The 21,728-nt window shown below is 40.6% G+C and carries 22 protein-coding genes; 20 read left to right on the top strand and 2 right to left on the bottom strand.

Features of this window, described 5'->3' with window-relative positions:
- The first annotated feature begins 1 nt into the window (after position 1).
- Together gcvPA and gcvPB are read left to right on the top strand one after the other, a co-directional pair.
- Complete coding sequence (gcvPA, locus tag ACFQ19_RS09355; RefSeq protein ID WP_379591812.1) at positions 2 to 1,351, top strand: aminomethyl-transferring glycine dehydrogenase subunit GcvPA; 1,350 nt, start codon at positions 2 to 4, stop codon at positions 1,349 to 1,351.
- Positions 1,344 to 2,804 (top strand): aminomethyl-transferring glycine dehydrogenase subunit GcvPB, encoded by a 1,461-nt coding sequence (gcvPB, locus tag ACFQ19_RS09350; protein ID WP_379591811.1) that lies wholly within the window; start codon positions 1,344 to 1,346, stop codon positions 2,802 to 2,804. The genes gcvPA and gcvPB overlap by 8 nt, the downstream gene beginning before the upstream one ends.
- A gap of 811 nt (positions 2,805 to 3,615) precedes the next feature.
- On the opposite strand, the gene ACFQ19_RS09345 is transcribed toward gcvPB, so the two are convergent.
- On the bottom strand, positions 3,616 to 3,990 hold the full coding sequence (locus ACFQ19_RS09345) for a rhodanese-like domain-containing protein (protein ID WP_379591810.1): 375 nt from the start codon (positions 3,988 to 3,990) through the stop codon (positions 3,616 to 3,618).
- Between the two features lie 339 nt (positions 3,991 to 4,329).
- On the opposite strand from ACFQ19_RS09345, the gene ACFQ19_RS09340 reads away from it, so the two are divergent.
- The 3 genes from ACFQ19_RS09340 to ACFQ19_RS09330 all read left to right on the top strand — a co-directional run bounded on the left by ACFQ19_RS09340 (position 4,330) and on the right by ACFQ19_RS09330 (position 8,675).
- A complete protein-coding gene (locus ACFQ19_RS09340) occupies positions 4,330 to 6,852 on the top strand; it encodes a vitamin B12-dependent ribonucleotide reductase (protein WP_379591845.1) in 2,523 nt (840 codons plus the stop codon).
- A gap of 317 nt (positions 6,853 to 7,169) precedes the next feature.
- The gene (gene mntR / locus ACFQ19_RS09335; protein ID WP_379591809.1) at positions 7,170 to 7,589 is read left to right on the top strand and encodes a transcriptional regulator MntR; all 420 of its coding nucleotides are present in this window, start codon (positions 7,170 to 7,172) and stop codon (positions 7,587 to 7,589) included.
- Positions 7,590 to 7,784: 195 nt separating this feature from the next.
- Entirely contained in the window at positions 7,785 to 8,675 is an 891-nt protein-coding gene (locus ACFQ19_RS09330; protein ID WP_379591808.1) for a patatin-like phospholipase family protein, read from the top strand.
- A 144-nt stretch (positions 8,676 to 8,819) separates the two neighbouring features.
- On the opposite strand, the gene ACFQ19_RS09325 is transcribed toward ACFQ19_RS09330, so the two are convergent.
- On the bottom strand, positions 8,820 to 9,203 hold the full coding sequence (locus ACFQ19_RS09325; protein ID WP_379591807.1) for an SA1362 family protein: 384 nt from the start codon (positions 9,201 to 9,203) through the stop codon (positions 8,820 to 8,822).
- Positions 9,204 to 9,620: 417 nt separating this feature from the next.
- Here ACFQ19_RS09325 and ACFQ19_RS09320 point away from each other — a divergent pair, with 417 nt between their 5' ends.
- The 15 genes from ACFQ19_RS09320 (at position 9,621) to nusB (ending at position 21,726) form a co-directional block, all read left to right on the top strand.
- Entirely contained in the window at positions 9,621 to 10,127 is a 507-nt protein-coding gene (locus ACFQ19_RS09320; RefSeq protein ID WP_379591806.1) for a YqhR family membrane protein, read from the top strand.
- An 82-nt stretch (positions 10,128 to 10,209) separates the two neighbouring features.
- Entirely contained in the window at positions 10,210 to 11,271 is a 1,062-nt protein-coding gene (locus ACFQ19_RS09315) for a M24 family metallopeptidase (RefSeq protein ID WP_379591805.1), read from the top strand.
- Between the two features lie 38 nt (positions 11,272 to 11,309).
- Entirely contained in the window at positions 11,310 to 11,873 is a 564-nt protein-coding gene (gene efp / locus ACFQ19_RS09310) for an elongation factor P (protein ID WP_379591804.1), read from the top strand.
- A 367-nt stretch (positions 11,874 to 12,240) separates the two neighbouring features.
- On the top strand, positions 12,241 to 13,194 hold the full coding sequence (gene spoIIIAA / locus ACFQ19_RS09305) for a stage III sporulation protein AA (protein ID WP_379591803.1): 954 nt from the start codon (positions 12,241 to 12,243) through the stop codon (positions 13,192 to 13,194).
- Positions 13,163 to 13,675, top strand: a complete 513-nt coding sequence (spoIIIAB, locus tag ACFQ19_RS09300) for a stage III sporulation protein SpoIIIAB (RefSeq protein WP_379591802.1) — start codon at positions 13,163 to 13,165, stop codon at positions 13,673 to 13,675. Before spoIIIAA ends, spoIIIAB begins: the two co-directional genes overlap by 32 nt.
- Positions 13,676 to 13,720: 45 nt before the next feature.
- Positions 13,721 to 13,921, top strand: a complete 201-nt coding sequence (gene spoIIIAC / locus ACFQ19_RS09295) for a stage III sporulation protein AC (RefSeq protein WP_379591801.1) — start codon at positions 13,721 to 13,723, stop codon at positions 13,919 to 13,921.
- An 11-nt stretch (positions 13,922 to 13,932) separates the two neighbouring features.
- Positions 13,933 to 14,325 carry a stage III sporulation protein AD gene (gene spoIIIAD / locus ACFQ19_RS09290; protein ID WP_379591800.1) on the top strand — a complete coding sequence of 131 codons (393 nt, stop codon included), beginning with the start codon at positions 13,933 to 13,935 and terminating at the stop codon, positions 14,323 to 14,325.
- 98 nt (positions 14,326 to 14,423) lie between these two features.
- Positions 14,424 to 15,593, top strand: a complete 1,170-nt coding sequence (gene spoIIIAE, locus ACFQ19_RS09285; protein WP_379591844.1) for a stage III sporulation protein AE — start codon at positions 14,424 to 14,426, stop codon at positions 15,591 to 15,593.
- A 6-nt stretch (positions 15,594 to 15,599) separates the two neighbouring features.
- Positions 15,600 to 16,226: a stage III sporulation protein AF gene (gene spoIIIAF, locus ACFQ19_RS09280; RefSeq protein ID WP_379591799.1), complete on the top strand. Its 627-nt coding sequence runs from the start codon at positions 15,600 to 15,602 to the stop codon at positions 16,224 to 16,226.
- Positions 16,223 to 16,861: a stage III sporulation protein AG gene (spoIIIAG, locus tag ACFQ19_RS09275; protein WP_379591798.1), complete on the top strand. Its 639-nt coding sequence runs from the start codon at positions 16,223 to 16,225 to the stop codon at positions 16,859 to 16,861. The genes spoIIIAF and spoIIIAG overlap by 4 nt, the downstream gene beginning before the upstream one ends.
- A 13-nt stretch (positions 16,862 to 16,874) precedes the next feature.
- Positions 16,875 to 17,540, top strand: a complete 666-nt coding sequence (locus ACFQ19_RS09270; RefSeq protein WP_379591797.1) for a SpoIIIAH-like family protein — start codon at positions 16,875 to 16,877, stop codon at positions 17,538 to 17,540.
- Between the two features lie 1,289 nt (positions 17,541 to 18,829).
- Positions 18,830 to 19,321 (top strand): acetyl-CoA carboxylase biotin carboxyl carrier protein, encoded by a 492-nt coding sequence (gene accB, locus ACFQ19_RS09265; RefSeq protein ID WP_379591796.1) that lies wholly within the window; start codon positions 18,830 to 18,832, stop codon positions 19,319 to 19,321.
- A gap of 13 nt (positions 19,322 to 19,334) precedes the next feature.
- Positions 19,335 to 20,708, top strand: a complete 1,374-nt coding sequence (gene accC, locus ACFQ19_RS09260) for an acetyl-CoA carboxylase biotin carboxylase subunit (RefSeq protein ID WP_379591795.1) — start codon at positions 19,335 to 19,337, stop codon at positions 20,706 to 20,708.
- Positions 20,709 to 20,720: 12 nt separating this feature from the next.
- Positions 20,721 to 21,104 (top strand): Asp23/Gls24 family envelope stress response protein, encoded by a 384-nt coding sequence (locus ACFQ19_RS09255; RefSeq protein WP_379591794.1) that lies wholly within the window; start codon positions 20,721 to 20,723, stop codon positions 21,102 to 21,104.
- Positions 21,105 to 21,345: 241 nt separating this feature from the next.
- Positions 21,346 to 21,726, top strand: a complete 381-nt coding sequence (nusB, locus tag ACFQ19_RS09250; RefSeq protein WP_379591793.1) for a transcription antitermination factor NusB — start codon at positions 21,346 to 21,348, stop codon at positions 21,724 to 21,726.
- The last annotated feature ends 2 nt before the right edge of the window (positions 21,727 to 21,728 follow it).

The raw sequence follows: 21,728 nt of genomic DNA, 5'->3' as shown, positions 1-21,728 counted from the left end.
AATGGAGTTTCGTTATTTACCGATGACAAAGGAAGATAAACAGGAAATGTTGGATGTAATCGGAATCAAGGATACGGAGGCGTTATTTGCTGATATTCCAAGCAGTGTCCGCTTGCAGACAGAATTGAATTTAAAAGCACCGATGAATGAATTTGCCCTGTCCAGGGAATTGACAGCGATGGCAAATAAAAATACATCAACCAAGGATGTTGTATCTTTTCTTGGAGCGGGTGTCTATGATCATTACATTCCTTCGATTGTAGACCATGTTATTTCAAAATCAGAATTCTATACAGCTTATACGCCATATCAGCCGGAAGTTTCCCAGGGAGAATTACAGGCTATCTTTGAATTCCAGACCATGATTTCTGAGCTGACGGCTTTACCGATTGCCAACTCTTCCATGTATGACGGGGGGACGGCTTTAGCAGAAGCTGTAAATTTAAGTGCAGCGCAGACGAAGCGAAAGAAAGTGCTGGTATCGGACGCTGTTCATCCGGAATATCAGCAGGTTATCCAAACCTATGCCAAAGGACAGGAAGTGGAAATTATCCCGATTCCATTAAATAATGGCACAACAGATCTTACTCGTTTAGAAGCATTACTGCATGACGAGATTGCAGGGGTTGTTGTTCAATATCCAAACTTTTTAGGACAGATTGAGCCAATGGAATCGATTCAGAAACTATTAGAAGATCAGGAAAAAACGATGTTGATTGTTTCCAGTAATCCATTGGCACTCGGCTATTTGACGCCCCCGGGAGAGTTCGGCGCTGATATTGTAACCGGTGACACACAGGTGTTTGGTATTCCCGCCCAATTTGGCGGTCCGCACTGCGGTTATTTTGCAACAAGTAAAAAATTAATGCGAAAAGTTCCCGGACGCTTGGTCGGTGAGACAAAAGATGAAAATGGGGCAAGAGGGTATGTGTTGACCTTGCAGGCACGGGAACAGCATATCCGTCGTGATAAAGCAACGTCTAATATTTGCTCTAATCAGGCATTAAATGCATTAGCCAGCGCCGTTGCGATGAGTTCCATCGGAAAGCATGGGATACGGAAAATGGCGGAATTGAATATGCAGAAAGCCCGTTATGCAAAAAAGAAATTAAAGGAGATGGGGTTAGCTGTTGTTTATGAGGGTTCATTTTTCAATGAATTTGTGATTCAGCTCGATCAGGACATTGCAAAAGTGAATGCTGCTTTACATGATAAAGGATTCCTCGGCGGTTTTGATTTAGGAAACGTTGACCCATCCTATCATGGCCAGATGCTAGTCGCTGTGACAGAGATTCGTACCAAACAAGAAATCAATCAATTTGCTGAAGAATTGGGGGATATGCATGTCTGATAAAAATTTTCCGTTATTATTTGAGCGTGGTAAAGCAGGAAGAACGAGCTACAGTTTACCGGAACTGGAAATAGAAGCCTTTAATTTAGAAGAAGAGTTAGAGGATCGTTATATTCGCAAGGAACCGCCAAAGCTTCCGGAAGTAAGTGAATTGGATATTATACGCCATTATACCGGCCTTGCATCCCGAAATTATGGGGTTGATTCCGGTTTCTATCCGCTCGGTTCCTGTACGATGAAGTATAATCCTAAAATCAATGAAGATATTGCCCGCCTGGAAGGTTTTAGTCATATTCATCCTTATCAGGATCCAAGTACAGTACAAGGTGCTTTAGAAATGCTTTATGATTTGCAGGAGTCCTTAAAAGAAATTACCGGCATGCATGAGGTATCGCTGCAGTCATCAGCTGGCGCACAAGGAGAATGGACTGCATTAATGATGATTCGCGCCTTTCATGAAGCCAATGGAGATGATCATCGTACGAAAGTCATTGTACCGGATTCTGCGCATGGAACGAATCCGGCATCTGCAGCAGTGGCGGGATTTGAGGCTGTTACTGTAAAATCGAATGCAGAAGGACTTGTAGATTTGGATGATTTACGCCGTGTTACCGGAGATGATACAGCGGCATTAATGCTTACGAATCCGAATACGTTAGGGTTATTTGAAAAAGATATTTTAGAAATGGCTGAAATTATTCATGGAGCCGGCGGAAAACTATACTATGACGGTGCTAATTTGAATGCAATTATGGGCTATGTAAGACCGGGAGACATGGGGTTTGATGCGGTACATTTAAATCTTCATAAAACGTTTACGGGTCCTCATGGCGGCGGGGGTCCAGGATCAGGACCGGTAGGAGTGAGCAAGGAGCTGGCAGCTTATTTGCCAAAACCATTAATTATAAAGGAACAAGATACCTTTCGCTTTGATTATGACATGCCACAGTCTATCGGCCGGGTCAAACCGTTTTATGGGAATTTTGGTATTAACCTGCGAGCGTATACGTATATTCGGACGATGGGTGCAGAAGGCCTGAAAAAGGTTAGTGAATATGCCGTACTCAATGCAAATTATTTGATGCGCAAATTGGAAAAGGTATTTCAGCTGCCTTATCCGCAGCATTGTAAGCATGAATTTGTATTGTCAGGAAGCATTCAGAAAAAATTGGGCGTTCGTACGTTAGATATGGCGAAAAGACTGTTGGATTTTGATGTTCATCCGCCAACCATTTATTTTCCATTGAATGTAGAAGAGGGAATGATGGTAGAGCCAACAGAAACCGAATCGAAAGAAACGCTTGATTCTTTTGTGGACATTATGACCCGAATTGCAAAAGAAGCAGAAGAGGAACCGGAAATTGTCCAGGAAGCGCCGCATCATACAATCGTAAAGCGGATGGACGAAGCAACAGCAGCACGTAAACCCATTCTGCGTTATGAGAACACGTAAATAATATCTCAACTTTCGCATCTAAGAAAAAATATATAAACCTTGCTGTTCCAGGATGAACAGGCTCTCTATTATCATGCTCTCTTTGAGTTAATTCATCCTTTTGATATGATGTATAGCAACCGCTCCGGCCAACCACTCCGCTTTCCATGGGGACGGCTTCAGCTAACTTGAAAAGAAACCCGCTTTTCAAGTGGATCTTCAGCTCGCCCTGTTCCCATAGGAGTCTCCGTGGTTGGCCTGCGCTCTGATAGGATTCTGCAGCGGATGGAAGAAATAACATCTTGATGAAGTGAGATGAAAGAATCGCTTTGTAGCCTCAATAAATAATCATTAATTTGTTCAGCTATGTCAATCGTATAGAATATCCCACTAGCGGAGGCGGCCCGTTTTGTCTCCTGAGGGATCAGTACCATCTGAAGATGCCCTTTTGCCAAGTGCTCTTCTTGGCAAAAGTTAGCTGAAGAGCGTGCCCCTAGGAAAGCAAAACGGTCCGCCGCAGCGGTCAACTTACACTTTATCTTCTCATCCTAGTCAACAGATGTATGGAAAGGAAGTTACTTTTCATAGTGCAAAAGTTGCGTAATAATAAAAAACTGATTCAGAATTTGTCCTGAATCAGTTTTTTTATCGCAGTGTAACTGGCTATAAGACTCCCACTTTAAAAATAGAGAAAAATCGAAAATTGTAAGTGGGAGATCCAACAGCCAGTAACGGCCCGATTCGTTCAACTAAACTTCAGTGGGGATGAAAGAACCTCCCCACTGAAGGAAGTTTCACTTTATATGAAAGCACATAACTTTCTTATTATTTATTTTTTCGTTTTAATCTTTCCGGTCCATTTTTTAAATCCGCCTTTAAGCTGATAAATATCTGTAAATCCTTTTTTATGCAGCAACTGAGCAGCTCTTGCGGAACGGGTGCTGTTTTGGCAATACAGATATACAGGCTTGTCCTTCCGTAATTCGACCAGTCTTTGTTTCATTTGAGTAACCGGTATATTGCGTGCTCCCAGAATATGCCCTTTGTCAAATTCCTGCGGCTCGCGTACATCAATTAGTTGTGCTTTCCGGTAACCTTCTATAAATTGATCTTCTGTCAGTACGTGTAAATAAGTGCGTTGTCTATAGTAGCGAAAAATAGCAATCGCAAGTAAAACAACTAGAGCAATGAGTAAAAACGTCATTTTATTTCCCCCGTCTATCTTTATATTCTACATCTTTATTATATGGGTAGTGATTTTATTTTTCAAAGTTTTTATTTAGCAAGCCGGTAGCTATTCTAACAAAATAGCTAAAGTAACGCTTTTTCTCCTCTGAAGGAGAGTCAAAAAATGAATAGCGTTCGCAGTAAAATGATTTTTTATTCTGATAATTAACTATATATTGTGTCTAATTAATGAAATGAATACTATATATTGTTTCGGGAGGGCGGGGTATGATAAAATGAGAAGTAATCAATTGTAAGACAAGGAGCGATCATATTGACTACCCATGTAAAATCATTAAGACAAATAAATACAGATATGCTTAATGAAGATATCAAAAATTTCGACGCTGTTCATCCAATTACTAAAGAAATGCATATCACCCATCAAGGTGTATCTCGGCTAGTCATGCTGGATCGATATGCATATAAAGATACGGAGAAAAAAACATTAAAAAAAGGTGATTTTGTCGTTTTAACCGTAAAAGCAGATCCTAAATTTCCAGCACGGGGTCTTGGATTTATTATAGATATAAATTGGGAAGATAACAAGGCAGAAGTAGCTGTTGACTCGGATTATACTGGTGTTTTAGATCAGGAAGAAGAGCGGGAAACCGGTGTGATTACACGTTCACTTGATGTTATCGAGAAACCGCTGGAAATTTATTATGAACAAATTGCTAAAAGAAATGCGACCGGACTTGCAGAAGTAGAAGAAACGCAAGAGAGAAAAAACGCATCATTTGATGCTTTCTATAATCAATTGGTTTCTATGAACTTTATACCGGCAGGCCGTGTTCTGTATGGTGCAGGTGCGGACACAGATGTAACCTATTTTAATTGCTATGTGATGCCGTTTGTAAAAGATTCACGCGAAGGCATTTCCGATCATCGTAAACAGGTAATGGAAATTATGTCGCGCGGCGGCGGTGTAGGGACAAACGGTTCCACATTAAGGCCGCGGAATACACTGGCCAGAGGGGTCAATGGTAAATCTTCAGGAAGTGTCTCCTGGCTGGATGATATTGCCAAATTGACGAATCTGGTTGAACAGGGCGGTTCCAGACGTGGTGCACAAATGATTATGCTCGTCGATTCGCACCCGGATATTGTAGAATTTATTATTTCTAAAATGCAGAATCCGCGTATTTTGCGCTATCTGATAGAAAATACAGAGGACGAGCAAATGAAGCAGCTGGCCAATGAAAAATTAAAGTTTACCCCTTTAACAGAAACGGAATTTGATTTGTATCAGGGAATTGTGAATTATAAGGCGATCCCCGGCCAAGGCGGTTTTACGGATGCTGCCATGAAACAAGCAACAGATAAGCTGCGAGATGGAGGAACTTATTCCGTTCATAACCCGGAATTTCTGGCAGGTGCTAATATTTCTGTCTGCATTACCAAAGAATTTATGGAGGCCGTAGAACAAGATGCGGATTATGAGCTGCGCTTCCCTGATGTAGAAAATTATACCCCGGAAGAAATGAAAGCTTATAACGAGCAGTGGCATGAAGCGGGAGATGTCCGTAAGTGGGAAGAAATGGGCTATGGCGTTCGTGTGTATCGGAAAGTAAGAGCGAAAGAACTGTGGAACTTAATCAATATCTGTGCAACTTATTCCGCAGAACCGGGCATTTTCTTTATTGATAATGCCAATGATATGACAAATGCGAAAGCGTACGGTCAGCAAATCGTTGCCACAAACCCATGCGGAGAACAGCCGCTTGCGCCATTTTCTGTTTGTAACCTAGCCGCTGTTAATCTGGCGGAAATGGCAGATAAGAAAACCAAGACCGTCCATGTAGAAAAGTTAAAAGACACCGTGGAGACCGGTGTCCGGATGCAGGATAATGTGATTGATGCAACACCGTATTTTCTTTCCGAAAACAGAAAGCAGGCTTTAGGCGAAAGACGTGTCGGCTTAGGCGTGATGGGGTTGCATGACCTATTAATTTATTGTGAGACAGCTTACGGATCAGAAGAAGGAAATAAACTTGTGGATCAAGTGTTTGAAGTAATTGCAACTACTGCCTACCGTACTTCCATTGAGTTAGCAAAAGAAAAAGGCAGTTTCCCGTTCTTGGTAGGGGAAACAGAGAAAGAAACAAAAACACTTCGGGAACGTTTTATTCAAACAGGGTATATGCAAAAAATGCCTGCAGATATTCGAGAAGGTGTGTTAGAGCATGGTATCCGAAACTCACATCTGCTGACGGTCGCTCCAACTGGAAGTACCGGTACGATGGTCGGAGTAAGTACAGGTCTTGAGCCATACTTCTCATTTTCTTACTACAGAAGCGGGCGATTAGGCAAATTTATTGAAGTAAAAGCGGATATTGTCGAGGAGTATTTAGAGGAGCATCCCGAAGCAGCCGATCAGGACTTGCCAGATTGGTTTGTTACTGCCATGGATTTAAGTCCTGAAGCCCATGCGGATACACAATGTATCATCCAGCGCTGGGTAGACAGTTCCATTTCCAAAACGGTAAATGCACCGAAAGGATATACCGTTGATCAGGTAGAAAGTGTATATCGCCGGTTGTATAATGGCGGAGCAAAAGGCGGTACTGTCTATGTGGACGGAAGCAGAGATACGCAAGTCTTAACTTTAAAAGCAGAAGATACTCAAACCGGAGAACAAACCGAATTGTTCCCGAATGAGCAAGAAGATAAAAAAATTGTGCTGATGGATACTATTCAGGAATTAGATAAAACGAATGTAACAATCGGTTCCGAGGTCGGGGATACATGTCCTGTATGCCGGGAAGGAAGCGTGAAAGACATCGGCGGCTGTAATACGTGCACCAGCTGCGGAGCACAATTGAAATGTGGTTTGTAAAACAAAAAACGTATTATAATCTCTTGTTAAGGAACAAAGAGACACAAAAATTACTGCTGCAGCCTGATATCGTCATTGCTGATGATATCAGGCTGTTTTCTTTTCAGAAAAAATTCATCAGCCGTTTCTGGTATGCCATGGGCTCAAAAAAACATGTTTGCAATGTATGTGCTATATAAAGAATAATGGCTTGAGTTTTTTAGAAAAATAAGCTATGATTAATTTAGAAAAAAAGTTTCCTTTGATAAAAAAAATTAACGTTTTTATTGAAGGATTGATTTTGTTTCCTTGTGACCAAACAGAGAAAGGAGCTTTTTATGCCAACACCAAGCATGGAAGACTATATTGAAATTATTTATAATTTAATGGAAGCCAAAGGATACGCCAGAGTTTCATCCATTGCAGAGGCGTTAGAAGTACATCCTTCTTCCGTCACGAAGATGGTACAGAAATTGGACAAGGATAATTATTTAGACTATGAAAAATATCGTGGATTTGTGTTGACATCAAAAGGTAAAAAAATAGGGGAACGTCTTGTTTTTAGACACGAACTGCTGGAAGACTTTCTGGAGTTAATTGGCGTGAATGAAGAACATATATATGATGATGTCGAAGGGATTGAGCACCATCTCAGTTGGAATTCCATTGACAGGATAGCAGATGTTGTTGCTTATTTTAAAGAAGATGAGCAGCGTAGAAATGATTTACAGAAAACAAGTGAAGCAAATAAAGCATAGCCAGTTGTTCAAGGAATAACTGGTTTTTTAATTGTGTTTTCATACAAATCTATAGATAACCAATGTGCTTTTATGTGTTATGGAAAACATTCTTATCGAAAGTTCCTGCCATCCTGTATCATAAATCGGCAAGCATAATAAACAAGCTGATAAGCGTATAAATCAATAAGCACCTATACAGGATGGAGCGATAGGATGAAAATTGATGCTGTGTTTTCGGGCGGGGGCGTGAAAGGATTTGCTTATGTCGGTGTTTTAGAGTCTTGGCAAGAGAAAAATCTGCAGGTAGAGCGTGCTGCAGGGACTTCTGCAGGAGCAATTGTAGCAGGGCTATTAGCTGCAGGTTACCATTATGAAGATATTAAACATATCATGAAAACACTGGATGTTGAGAAATTAGCCGATCCGCCGCTTTTATCAAAGGTATTGCCGGTAACGAAATGGCTGTTTCTTTACTTTCAATTAGGATTATATAAGGGAGAACAGCTGGAAGTATGGCTGCAGGATATTCTTGCCAGGAAGGGCGTCTATCAATTTAGTGATTTGAAATCCGGTTCATTAAAGGTGGTCGCTAGTGATTTATCGCTAGGTAAATTGGTTGTGCTGCCGGATGACCTGGAGCGTGTTTATGGACTGCATCCGGACACGTTCTCTGTGGCTGCTGCTATTCGTATGAGCGCTGGATTCCCATATTTTTTTATGCCGAAAAGGCTGCAAGGCAGAAAAAAAGAAAAAAGCGTCATCGTTGACGGCGGTTTACTGAGTAATTTCCCATTATGGGTTTTTTCCGAAGAGGCAAAAAAGCAGCCTCGTCCGGTGATTGGTGTGAAATTAACAGATCCTTCTGCGTCGTTGGAACCTCGTAAAATTCAAAATGCCCTCCAAATGTTTCCGGCCCTTTTTGCGACGATGAAGCAGGCGCATGACAATCGGTATATCTCAAAGCAGCAAGCAGATCATATTATTTTTGTTGCTGCTCCAGAACAAAATTCCATGAATTTTGATATCACAGCGGAAAGCAGGGAAAGGCTGCGACTAATCGGAAAAGAATCCAGTGAGAAATTTTTGCGTACCTGGAGCGGATAGATTTAACTTTACAGCTTAATAAAACATTATATATAATTGAGAAAACGCATTCAAAAATGGATTTGTCTGCATACGTTTGGAAAACGGATAATAAAAAAAGGAGCTTACCATGCAAGCTCCTGTTACTGCATCATATATCTGTTTTTAAGAAGAAACGCGGTTCTTTTTCTTTGTTTTGTTTCCTTCGATGACACGTAAATGACTTGCTTTTTTAGGATTTCTTTTCTTTGGATTGGTTTTCTGATAGCTGGATCCGCCTGTTTTGACAGGCTGTTTGTGGCTGTATTTGGATTTTGATTGTTTTACAGCCTGCTTGTATTTTTTCATATTATCCCGTTGTTTTCCAGAAGGCTGCCGTTTGCGTATGAGAAAGAAATAAACCAATCCAAAGATAGCTGCCCCTATTCCGATAGAAATCAATAGTCTGGAGAGAAATGCGGCTGTATTTCCAAAAAGCTGGGATATCAAACCGAAAGCCGCAAAAGCAATAATGACATAGACGAAAATAGATACTGCTTTATTTTTCAATTGAAATCCTCCTTCCTCACGCATTATTTATGCTTTTATTTTATCATATTGTGCCTGTGTAGTCCTGTAAAGGGACTTCTTTTCCATCCATTGCTCTGTAAAATGTGTGCAGGAAAAGAAGTTATCATCTTCTGTAAACATTTCCTTCTCTATTACTTATTTATTCCCGCTTTTAATAAATATATTCCCATAGTCAAGCAGAAATATATTTTTATTGCCGTGTTCTCTGGATGTCTGGCAATCCATCATCTACTGATTTATTTCCTCGACGTTATTCTAACGGGAAGAATGGTTAAAACGAAAGAACATCATGTAGCGTTTGCTCTTTCGCTTTTATGTTCTCTCCGCTGTATAAAGTTTCGCTTTGTCATACCAGATTCCATATTTGGTCATACTAAAGATTGGAGGTGGTTGACAATGAGACGTATGTCAAAGAAACAACAAATAAATGATAACGAAGAATCTGTGTTAACAAAATCAATGTATACGGGTTTTGTAGGCGGGGTTAGCTTCAGCTTACTTGCGAGTGTGATGTATTATTTTAATTTTTTGGAGGTGGAGCCTAAAAGTTATCTGCTGACTTCCTGGGTATCTGACGCTTGGACAGATACATGGTTAGGCATTTTCTTTACAACGATTTTGGCAGGAGTCCTCTCTTTGCTTGTGGCGTTTGTATATTATTTTATTTTCAAAAAGATAAAGCATATGTGGGCTGGGATATTGTACGGTCTTATTTTATGGGTGCTTTTGTTTCTTTTATTCCGTCCGATATTTGATGATATTCCTGCAGTGATGGAATGGTCTGTCAATACGTGGGTGACAACGATATGTTTATTTATTTTATACGGCACATTTATCGGTTATTCTATCTCTTATGATTATATGGAATCGGAGAAAACGAAAGAGGAAATAAAAAATAGTTAGCATTCTCCCGGGATTATTCAAATGTATCTATATATGATAAAATGACATATGAATCTTGAGATTTCGGAGAGGATGAAGCGTTTTGACGAAAATGGACCGCTTACGTGAAAAGCTGGAAGAAAATAAAGTGGATGCGATATTGATTGACAGTCCTTATAACAGACGCTATATTACGAATTTTACCGGTACGTCCGGAGCAGCATTAATTACTGCAGACAAAGCTCTATTTATTACAGATTTCCGTTACACAGAACAAGCAGTTGAACAGGCTGAAAACTTTGAAATTATCGAACATAAACAAGGGCTGATTCAGGAGATTGCAAATCAACTTGACAAACTTGGTGTAAAAAGACTGGCTTTTGAGAAGGATTATACAACTTATAGTCAATTTGAGTCGTTTCAACGCCAATTTTCTCAGGAATTGGTTCCTGTACAGGGCATCTTGGAAACATTACGGATGATTAAAACACCAGATGAGTTGAAAATCATGAAACAAGCGGCAAAAATTGCGGATGATGCATTCACGCACATTCAATCTTTTGTTGAACCAGGCGTGCAAGAAATCGACATATCCAATGAGTTAGAATTTTTTATGCGCAGACAGGGAGCAACCTCTTCAAGTTTTGACACGATTGTCGCTTCAGGTTACCGGTCTGCATTGCCGCATGGTGTGGCATCTGGGAAGAAAATTCAGGAAGGCGAGCTGGTGACGCTGGATTACGGCGCATTATATAACGGTTATTGTTCCGATATCACAAGAACATTGGCTGTTGGAGAAATTTCTGTAGAATTACGGGAAATATATGATATAGTATTAGAGGCGAACCTTCGTGGTGTACAGGGAACGAAAGCTGGAATGACCGGAAAAGAGGCAGATGCTTTAACCAGAGATTATATTACGGAAAAAGGATTTGGTGAGCGTTTTGGCCATTCCACAGGACATGCTTTAGGTATGGAAGTGCATGAAGGTCCAGGATTATCCCCTCGATCAGACGCGGTATTGAAACCGGGTATGGTTGTAACAGTTGAACCGGGAATATATGTTCCGGGATTAGGCGGATGCCGTATTGAGGACGATATTGTCATTACAGAAGAGGGCAATGAGCGGCTGACATACGCTTCAAAGGAATTAATACAACTTTAAAGAGGGATTCCCATTAATAAGGATACAGGAGGAAAAATATGATTTCAGTAAACGATTTTAAAACAGGTCTAACCATTGAAGTAGAGAATGATATCTGGCAAGTGGTTGAATTTCAACATGTAAAACCGGGGAAAGGGGCGGCATTTGTCCGTTCAAAGCTTCGTAATTTACGTAACGGAAACATTCAAGAAAGAACATTCCGTGCAGGTGAAAAAGTAGGTAAAGCGCATATTGAAAATAATAAGATGCAATATTTATACGCCTCGGGCGACAGACATGCGTTTATGAATACTTTGACGTATGAACAGCTTGAAATTCCTGAGGAACAAATTAGAGAAAAATTGAAATTCATTAAAGAAAATATGGAAGTTTCCGTAATCAGCTATGAAAGTGAAATTATCGGAGTAGAACTTCCGAATAATGTAGAACTTGCCGTAACCGAAACAGAACCTGGAATAAAAGGGGATACCGCAAGCGGCGGTTCGAAGCCTGCTACAATGGAAACAGGACTTATCGTACAAGTTCCTTTCTTCGTGAATGAAGGAGATGTTCTTGTTATTAATACTTCAGATGGAAAATACGTTTCCAGAGCATCCAATTAACTCGGTACAAGCGGTCTGCTAAAAGAAGCAGGCTGCTTTTTTTAGGCTCTGTAAAATGGTATATATTGCGGTTCATGGTTTTCCGCCCTTTCTTTCCTCGCACAATTATTTCTACTCTTCCGATTAACAAATATCCCAAGGGCATAATTTCATTTCAAAATCATATATTTTTTAAGAGAATGTTCAAAGTGTCTTCAGCTTTTCTAATAGGACGAGTCCTTACAATGGTTTTTGGCAGGGCCAGCCTCCATCTTTATCCGATGATTAAGACGCTTTTTTTAGCAGACTTCTTCTAAGCTGGAGCCTTTGTAAGCATACCATTTAAAAACAAGCTAATTTGTATTCTTCAAAAAAGCGGGGTTTTATGATGAATGAGATTTTGCGGCTTTTCCCACCAACTTTTCAAGACAGAATAAAGCATTTTGTAGGTCAGCGTTGGCCGCAGCTTCAGGAAATTCGTGTACGTATGCACCAAAAAATAGAATTCATATTCGACGCATCTATTTGCTGGCTGGACGGTCCGTTGCCGGATAAGAAAGAAGCTGTTTACATTTTAAATCAGCTGAGTGAATATTCTTTATACCGGATGGAAGAAGAGTTACGCAATGGTTTTATAACGATTGAAGGCGGCCATCGTGTTGGAATTGCAGGAGGAATCATTACCTCAGGACAAAAAGTAAAAGCGATTCAGCCGGTATCTTTTTTTAATATTCGTATTGCCAAGCAGAAAAGAGGGTGTGCCGACGCTCTGATGCCTTACATCTATGATGGTGCGTATCATCACACCATGATTCTCGGAGCGCCACAATCCGGAAAAACGACGGTGATTCGGGATATTTGCAGGCAAATAGCCAGTTTCTCCGATGTCAACCGATCCAAAAAAGTAACCATTGTGGATGAGCGTTCTGAAATTGCTGCTTCTATCCGCGGTGTTCCACAGCATGACATCGGAATGCGTACAGATGTATTGGATGCCTGTCCGAAAGCAGAAGGAATGATGATGGCCATCCGCACATTATCCCCAGATATCCTGATTGTTGATGAGATCGGAACAGAAAGGGATGTAGAGGCTATAATTGAAGCTTCGCAAGCCGGTGTGCAGGTTATTTGTACATTGCATGCAAATGATATAGCGGATTTATACCGCCGGCCGACCATTCGAAAAATCATGCAGGAATCCATTTTTGAACGTTTTTTACTTTTGGGGCGGGGGCGAAGTATCGGCAAACTGACTTGTGCTTATGACGGGGACGGGAAGCGAATAAACCCCGGGCGAAGAGGTGGTGACATTGAAGTGGATTGGCGTGCTGCTTTTAATTAGTATGTCTACAGCACTTGGATGGGAATGGGGAAAGGCATTAAAACAGCGTCCCAAGCATATTCAATTTCTATTACAATCGCTTCAGATTTTAGAGGCGGAGATGGTCTATAGCCAGGTTCCATTACAAGAAGCATTTCAAATCATCGCAGATAAACTGCCAGTTCCGGTTGCCGGTTTCTATCAGCAGCTGGCGGCAGAACTTGAAAATAAAGAAAAAGATTTCAATGACATCTGGGAAGCAAGCGCCCGCCGATTAATCGGACAATCCTCTTTGCAAAAAAGTGAGCTGGAGATATTGCTTCAATTTGGGAGAACGCTGGGCCAGCATGATATTGAACAGCAGCAAAAACACTTAAAATTAACCAATATTTATTTAGAGGAGCAATGGAAAAATGCTGCAGAACGATTTCAGACGTATGGAAAGTTGTCGAATGTGCTGGGTTTGTTATGCGGTATCTTTTTAGCACTTTTGTTTATATAAACATCTTGTCAAAGAAATTTGCAGCAAAAGGGAAGGGGCAGGGACATGTTTATGGACGCATTAATTCTGTTTCAGATAGCCGGCATAGGTATTATTGTTGCGCTGATTCACACCATTTTAAAACAAATGGGAAAGGAAGAAATTGCACAGTTTGCGACATTAATCGGTTTTATACTTGTTCTTCTCATCGTGGTAAACGGGCTCTCTGATTTATTTCAGCAAATTAGGTCTGTATTTCTATTTTAAGGAGATTGGCTATGGATATTCTCCAGATTACAATTTTAGGTGTATTAGCAAGTATATTATATATCCTATTAAAAGAAGTTCATGCTCCGATTGCTTTTTTAATCGTACTTATCACGGGGATTGTTATCTTTTTTTCTATTGTTCAACAAGTCCAGTTAATATTTGAGACGATTCAAAGGCTGGGTGATCAAGCGAATGTACAAGGGCTTTATTTGACGACGATTTTAAAAATAATCGGAATCTCCTATATTGCTGAAATCGGGGCACATCTGACCAAGGACGCCGGACTGAATTCGGTATCGAAATACATTGAGTTAGCAGGGAAAATATTTATTCTGCTGCTGGCTGTTCCTATTATCACAGCAGTAATTGAAGCAATTATCGGTTTTATCCCGAATGTTTAATGGCAAAAGAAAATAAAAGCTGACACGTTCTAATATCGTCAGGAAAGGGAGTATCCAGATTGTCTAAAGGACTCGCCAAATTACTCCGGATGTTATGCATGTTTATCATTGCCCTGTTTATAATCCAAGGAAATAAAACGGTTGTTCAAGCGGAGGATGAGCCGATAACGGCAGAGGAGGAAGAAACGCTTCAAAATGCTTTATTAGATGAGATTTCGCTGGATGAGGTTCAAACTTACTGGGATCAGCTTGTCATGGAATATGGCGATAATTTGCCTGATTTACAAAAAATCAGTATTTATGAATGGATAAAAAATGGAGACAGTTTCTCTATCCAAGACATTCTGATGCATTTTTTGCGCTACCTTCTGCATGAACTGATTATTAATGGAAAGCTTTTAGGAACGCTGTTAATGCTGACGTTATTTGCCGTAGTACTGCAGTCGCTTCAATCCGCTTTTGAACAGACAACGGTCAGCAAAGTTGCTTATTTTGTTGTTTTCTTGGTCTTGTTGTTTATTGTTCTGAACAGTTTTTACCTGGCGACTTCTTATACAAAAGATGCGATTGATACGATGCAAAATTTTATGATTGCGCTATTGCCGCTGGTATTGGGGATGATGGCGAGTTTTGGAAATGTGATTTCCGTTTCTTTTTTTCATCCGGTTATTATATTTTTCATTCATTTTAGCGGGGTGTTTATTTCTGCTTTTGTCTTACCTTTATTATTTTTGTCTGCCATGTTGATTATTATCAGCAGTTTAAACAGCCATTACAAAGTAACGCATCTGGCAAATTTATTCCGAAATGTTGCTGTAGGCAGTCTGGGTGTTTTTTTAACGATTTTCTTGGGCGTGATTTCTGTTCAAGGTACGGCGACAGCGATCCAGGACGGGGTTGCAATGAAGACAGCCAAGTTTGTAACAGGTAACTTCATCCCTGTTTTAGGGCGCACGTTCACAGATGCTGCGGATACTATTCTCAGTGCATCCCTTATTCTAAAAAATGCAGTCGGTATGATCGGGCTCTTTATTATTTTATTTATTGTTGCTTTTCCAGCTTTGAAAGTCGGAGTAATAGCGATTATTTACAAGCTGGCTGCGGCGATATTACAGCCGCTCGGCGGAGGACCGATTGTGCAATGTTTAAATACAGTGAGTACGTATATTTTATTTATTTTAGCTTGTTTATTGGCTGTGTCCCTGATGTTCTTTCTCGGAATTGTCATTATTGTTGCTGCAAGTAATCTAACCGTCTTATTACGATAGGGGTTGATGAGAATCGAAATATTTACAGACTGGGTGACACAGATTATCTTATTTATCATTCTGGCGTCTGTCATTGATTTGCTTGTTCCGGCAAATCATCTGCAAAAATATGTGCGGCTGGCAATTAGTTTAATCTTAATTTTAATTCTGCTTCAACCGGTTTTTTACCTGTTTAACACCGATATAAATGCTGCTATATCAAGCTCTATGAATAAAATAGAGCATCAGCTCCAAGGTCAGCCATCGATAGAAAATCAAATTGATTTAGAAAAAAAAGAAATAGAAAGTGGACAAGATGCATATATTTTAGAACAAATGGCTAATGAATTGGAAGAGATAGCGGCAGATTCGTTGAAAGAGGAATTTGACGCAGAGATTGCCTCTATAGATTTCCAATTTTCTGTAATGGACTCCGTTTCTTACGAGGAGCTGACAGAGGTCATTGTTTATATAACAGAATCAGAACCAGGGGAAGGAGCGATGAATACGGTTGAAGATGTGGTTATTGAATGGGGCAATGAGGAGGAAACGGATGCAGAAGAGTCGTTACAAGAGATGGAGGCCCGTTTAAGAGAGCTTTGGGAAATTGAGGATAAAGAAATCAAGGTCTATTGGGAAGGAGAGGGATTTTGAAAAATAAACTGACTCACTTTTTAAAACAGACCACAGACAGGGAACAAGCTTCCGGTAAAGAACAAAAACAACCATCTAAAAAAATAGGTTTTATCGTCATTTTAGGTTTAGCGGGAATTCTGTTTATCATTATCAGCAATATTTTGAAACCGGAAGAGGAATCGCAGCCCGTTCCTTATGACGAATCACAGATAGAAGTATCCGAGGAGGCAGCTGCAGACACGACAGAGGGAGATATGAAAGAAATGGAGGATGCGTTAGGGGAGGAACTGTCCAGCATGTTGAACCAGATGGATGGCGTTTCGGACACGGAAGTGATGATTCATCTGGATGCAACGAGCGAACAAGTGTATGAAAAAAATAAAACAACGGGACAGCAGACAACAGATGAGACCGATCGAAACGGGGGTTCCAGAACAGTCGAGGATCAAACCGATGACGAGCAGGTCGTCCTTTACCGCCAGGGAGATCAGGAAACCCCTTTACTTGTACAATCAAAGCAGCCGGAAATCCGAGGCGTTTTCATTGTTGCAGCGGGGATGGAAAGTCAATCGATGAAAAGTCAAGTTATTGAAGCCGTATCCCGAGTGTTAGATGTCCCTTCACATAAAATCTCAGTAATGCCTAAAAATTAAGGAGGTAAAATGTATGTTAAAAAAACAAACAGTATGGTTACTCACAATGTTAAGTTTGATGGTTGTTTTAAGTGTTTATTACATTTTTTCAGCAAATGGGAATGATTTAGCTTTTGTAGATGATGGGCAGGAAGCAAGTTCAGAAGATGTAGTACCTGCAACGCAATCAGATGAAGGGGTAGAAGTAGACAATATCGAGAATGTAGATAGTGATGAATTGTTCACAACCATTCGTATGGAAGTTCAAGATGAACGCAGCCGGAAAAAAAGCCAGCTAACGGATGTAGTAGCCTCTGCAAATGCATCGCCGACTGAAAAGGATGAAGCATTGCAGGAAATTGACAGTTTAGAGGAATTAGCCAGCAAAGAAAACATTCTCCAAGAGCAGCTTCTAGGTGCAACAGAATATGAAGACGTTCTTGTTCGTACGGATGGTGAAAAAGTCCATATTCATGTAAAAACAGAGGATCTGCCTGTTACAGAAGCAGCAAATATTATGCAAATGGCCCGTGATGAATTTGGAACGGATATAAAAGCAGAAGTTAATTTCCAACCAACTGCAGGCTCGGAGGAAACAACCGAAGCGGAAGAGACGGCAGAAGAAACAGGTGAGGAAACAGAAGGAGCAGGGGAAGGAACAGAAGAAACAGGGGAAGAAGACACAGAAACGCAAGAATAAACAACAAGCCGGCAGCTCTATGTGTTGCTGGCTTTGCTTATGCACAGTAATTTTCTTACTGAAGTATAAACATATAAACCTTGCTGTTCCAGGATGAACATGAACTGAACTCTGTTATCATACTTGCTTTTCGTTAGAGCGTACTTCTATTTTTTGAACAAGATATGGTGTACAGCTACCGCTCCGGCCAAGCCCTCCGCTTTCCGACGTACAACGGTTTTTGATGGGGCGAGTAACCGCAGTCCCAGGACGTACTAGTGCAGACGTTGCAACAACGGTTTTAATGGGGTGAGTAATCGCAACCCCAGGAGTCACGGTTTTAGCCTGCAAACCACTTAGGAGTCTACGTGGTTGGCCTGCGCTCTAATAGGATGCTACAGCGTTTGGAAGAAATAACCTCCTGATGAAGCGGGATGAAAGAATCGCTTTGTAGCCTAAATAAATAATCATTCTGGTGCTTCATTGCATAAGAGCATGAATCTCATAACGAGAATATCTTTCATGCACAGAAAAAATGATTGCGAAACATTTTTTCTGTGTATGAAAAATGTGTTCTGTCTGATCTATTTTTATTTGTTCATCTATTTCATGCATAGAACCTCCCACTAGCGGAGGCGGACCGTTTTGACTCCTGAAAGGAAAGCGGAAAGCGTCGTTTAAAAACGTAACAACTGCGCCCCCGATCTTTGGGAGTGGTTCGACCTTGGTCGAACTTCCATCACTTATGAGATAAAGGAATCACCGTGAGTTTACGAACGGATGATGACTTATCGTAGGGCGCTCTCGGGAAGTTGTCTAGTTTTTGACGCTTGTAGCTGGACGAGGGAACAGCACCATCTGAAGATGCCCTTTTGCCAAGTGATCTTCTTGGCAAAAGTTAGCTGAAGAGCGTGCCCCTAGGAAAGCAAAACGGTCCGCCGCAGCGATGACCTTACACCTTACCTTCCAATCCTAGTCAACAATTGTATGGAAGAAACAATCAATTCCTGTTCTTGTGGAAAGAAAGTTACTTTTACAGTGCAAAAGTTGAGTTATATAAAAATTTCCAGACCGACATGAACAGGCAATAGCTGTTATACTGTAAACAAGGTGAAAGGAATTATCCATTGATAGAGTTACCTGAAACCTTGCTTTTCTGCCGTTTTATTCATGACAGCTGCCCGTGTAAAACAAATATGGTTCACAGTATACTTGAAGTTTTTGTTCATTTTATCGTAATATATTAGAAGGTAAGAAAAAATCCTTTTTGAAACAGTAATAAGATCTTAATTGAAATGAGGAGTGCCAACATGTTACAAGTAGATGAAATTAGAGAAATTATTGAAATGGTCGATAAATCATCATTAACCGAATTTTCCTATGAGGCAAATGGAGCAGTGATAGCAATGAAGAAAAATACCGGCTCTGTTACAACTACTGTTCAAACACAGCCTCAAACTGCAGCAGAACCTCAAGCTCAGGCAGTTCAAGAAGCGGTACCTGCAACAAGTGCACAACCAGAAGCACAAGCAGAGGAAACATCCCAGGCTCAAGCTGACTATGATTATGAAATTGTTTCCCCAATGGTTGGAACATTTTATACTTCTTCTTCCCCGGAAGGTGAGCCGTTTGTAACGAAAGGAAGCACTGTCGGTACAGACACGGTAGTATGTATTGTAGAAGCGATGAAATTATTTAATGAAATTGAAGCGGAAACCAATGGTGAAATTGTGGAAGTTTTAGTTGAGAATGGCGAGCTTGTAGAATATGGTCAGCCACTATTTAGAGTAAAGAAGAAGTAAGGGGATGGAATAAGTGATTAAAAAGCTATTAATTGCCAATCGTGGAGAAATAGCTGTCCGAATTATCCGTGCCTGTAAAGAGATGGGCATTGCAACAGTTGCTATATATTCGGAAGCGGACGAGGAATCTTTACATGTGGAATTAGCAGATGAAGCATATTGTGTCGGCCCAAAATTAAGCAAAGACAGCTATTTAAATATAACAAATATCATGAGCGTGGCTCTTTCTACGGAGGCAGATGCGATACATCCGGGATACGGGTTCTTAGCAGAGAATGCTGACTTTGCAGAGATTTGCAGAGCGTGTAATGTAACTTTTGTGGGGCCGACGCCGGAAGCCATTCAAAAAATGGGGATTAAGGACGTTGCCAAAGAAACAATGAAAGCTGCAGATGTCCCGGTTGTTCCTGGTTCAGAAGGTATTGTCGATGGGGTAGAACACGCAAAAGAGATTGCGCTTGAAATCGGCTACCCTGTTATTATTAAAGCAACTGCTGGGGGCGGCGGTAAAGGCATCCGCGTTGCCCATTCAGAAGAAGAACTAATCAAGGGAATGGAACTGACACAAAAAGAAGCGGAAACCTCCTTTGGTAATCCAGGTGTTTATCTTGAAAAGTATATTGAAGATTTCAGGCATGTGGAGATTCAGATATTGGCTGATACACATGGAAATGTCTTACATCTTGGAGAACGGGATTGCTCCATTCAACGCCGTTTGCAAAAACTGGTAGAGGAATCACCGTCACCTGCTATTAATGAAACATTGCGGGAACGCATGGGAGATGCTTCTGTAAAAGCAGCACAAGCAGTAGATTACGTTGGAGCAGGAACCATAGAGTATATTTTTGACAGAAAATCGGAAGCATTTTACTTTATGGAAATGAATACACGTATCCAAGTAGAACATCCGGTCACAGAAATGGTAACCGGAGTGGACTTAATTAAAGAGCAAATTCGGATTGCAGACGGAGAAGAGCTTGCATTTACGCAAGAGGAAATTACGTTTGAAGGGCACGCTATTGAATGTCGTATTAATGCAGAAGATCCGTACAAAGATTTCATGCCTTCCGCAGGGGAAATCGAAATGTATCTTCCTTCCGGCGGATTGGGAGTCCGGGTAGATTCCGGAGCTTACAGCGGTTATCGAATACCGCCATATTATGATTCCATGATTGCGAAGCTCATTGTTTATGCCGGAACCAGAAGTGAAGCAGTAGAGCGGATGAAACGCGCGTTAGAAGAATTTGTTGTGGAAGGTATTCGTACAACCATTCCATTTCAATATCAAATCATGAGCCATCCTGTGTTTAAAGAAGGAGACTTCAACACAAATTTCTTAACCGAATATCCAATCATCGAAGAAAAAGAAGATGAGGATAGCAAATAAGGAGTGAAGGCAATGAGCGATCAACTATTAGTAGAGATTCATGAGGATGAAAGCTTAGGCAGTGTACAGATTGTACCAGAAGTCCTTGAGGTTATTGCAGGTTTTGCTGCAACGGAAGTACATGGTGTTACATCGATGCACGGCGGCTTTGCAACTGGTGTTGCTGAAAAATTTGGCAGAAAGTCACATGGCAAGGGCGTACGTGTAGAACTAATTGATAATGGTGCTATTATCGATATTTATGTTATCCTTCAGTTTGGGAAATCGATTCCGGAACTTGCTTCTAAGCTGCAGGCAAATATTAAGCAAAATATCCAGACAATGACCTCTATTCAAGTTGAAGAAGTAAATGTGCATGTTGCAGGTATTCAAATGGATAACCAGGAAATTGTATAGATACTTTAAATGACAGACTCATGCCTCAAATAATGATATAAAGCAAGATGTATGAATATACATCTTGGCTACGGAAAAACACAGGCGTAACCAGCTTGTGTTTTTCTATTTGGATAACGGAAAATAAGCCTGCATCAGTTTTCATTTTTGTGTTACCGGGGTATACTGTATCCTAGCCAAAAAGATGGAAAACGTGTTATGATTTTAACAGTAAATGAAAGAATGTAGAAGGAGACGTGTGATGAATCGACATAAGGCCAGAGAAAAAGCTTTTCAGACGCTTTTTCAATTAGATATGAATGAAGATGAAATCAGTTTGGCGATGGAGTCACTGAAGGAAGAAGAACGACAAGATGTATTCTTGTCCACGCTGATTGAAGGTGTCATTACTTATAAAGAAACGATTGATTCTAAAATAGCGGAGAACCTTGAGAAATGGTCGATTGACCGGATTGCAGCAGTAGAACGCACGGTTTTAAGACTAGCTGTTTATGAATTATTATACATGGATGACATCCCTCTCAATGTATCCATTAATGAAGCTATAGAGCTGGCACATACATTTGGAGATGAGCAATCCGGTAAATTTATTAACGGTGTATTATCCAAGGTTATTTCTTAAGG

Source organism: Oceanobacillus locisalsi, assembly GCF_042675985.1.
GTDB lineage: Bacteria > Bacillota > Bacilli > Bacillales > Amphibacillaceae > Oceanobacillus > Oceanobacillus locisalsi.
This window is presented reverse-complemented; position numbering and strand designations above follow the sequence as displayed.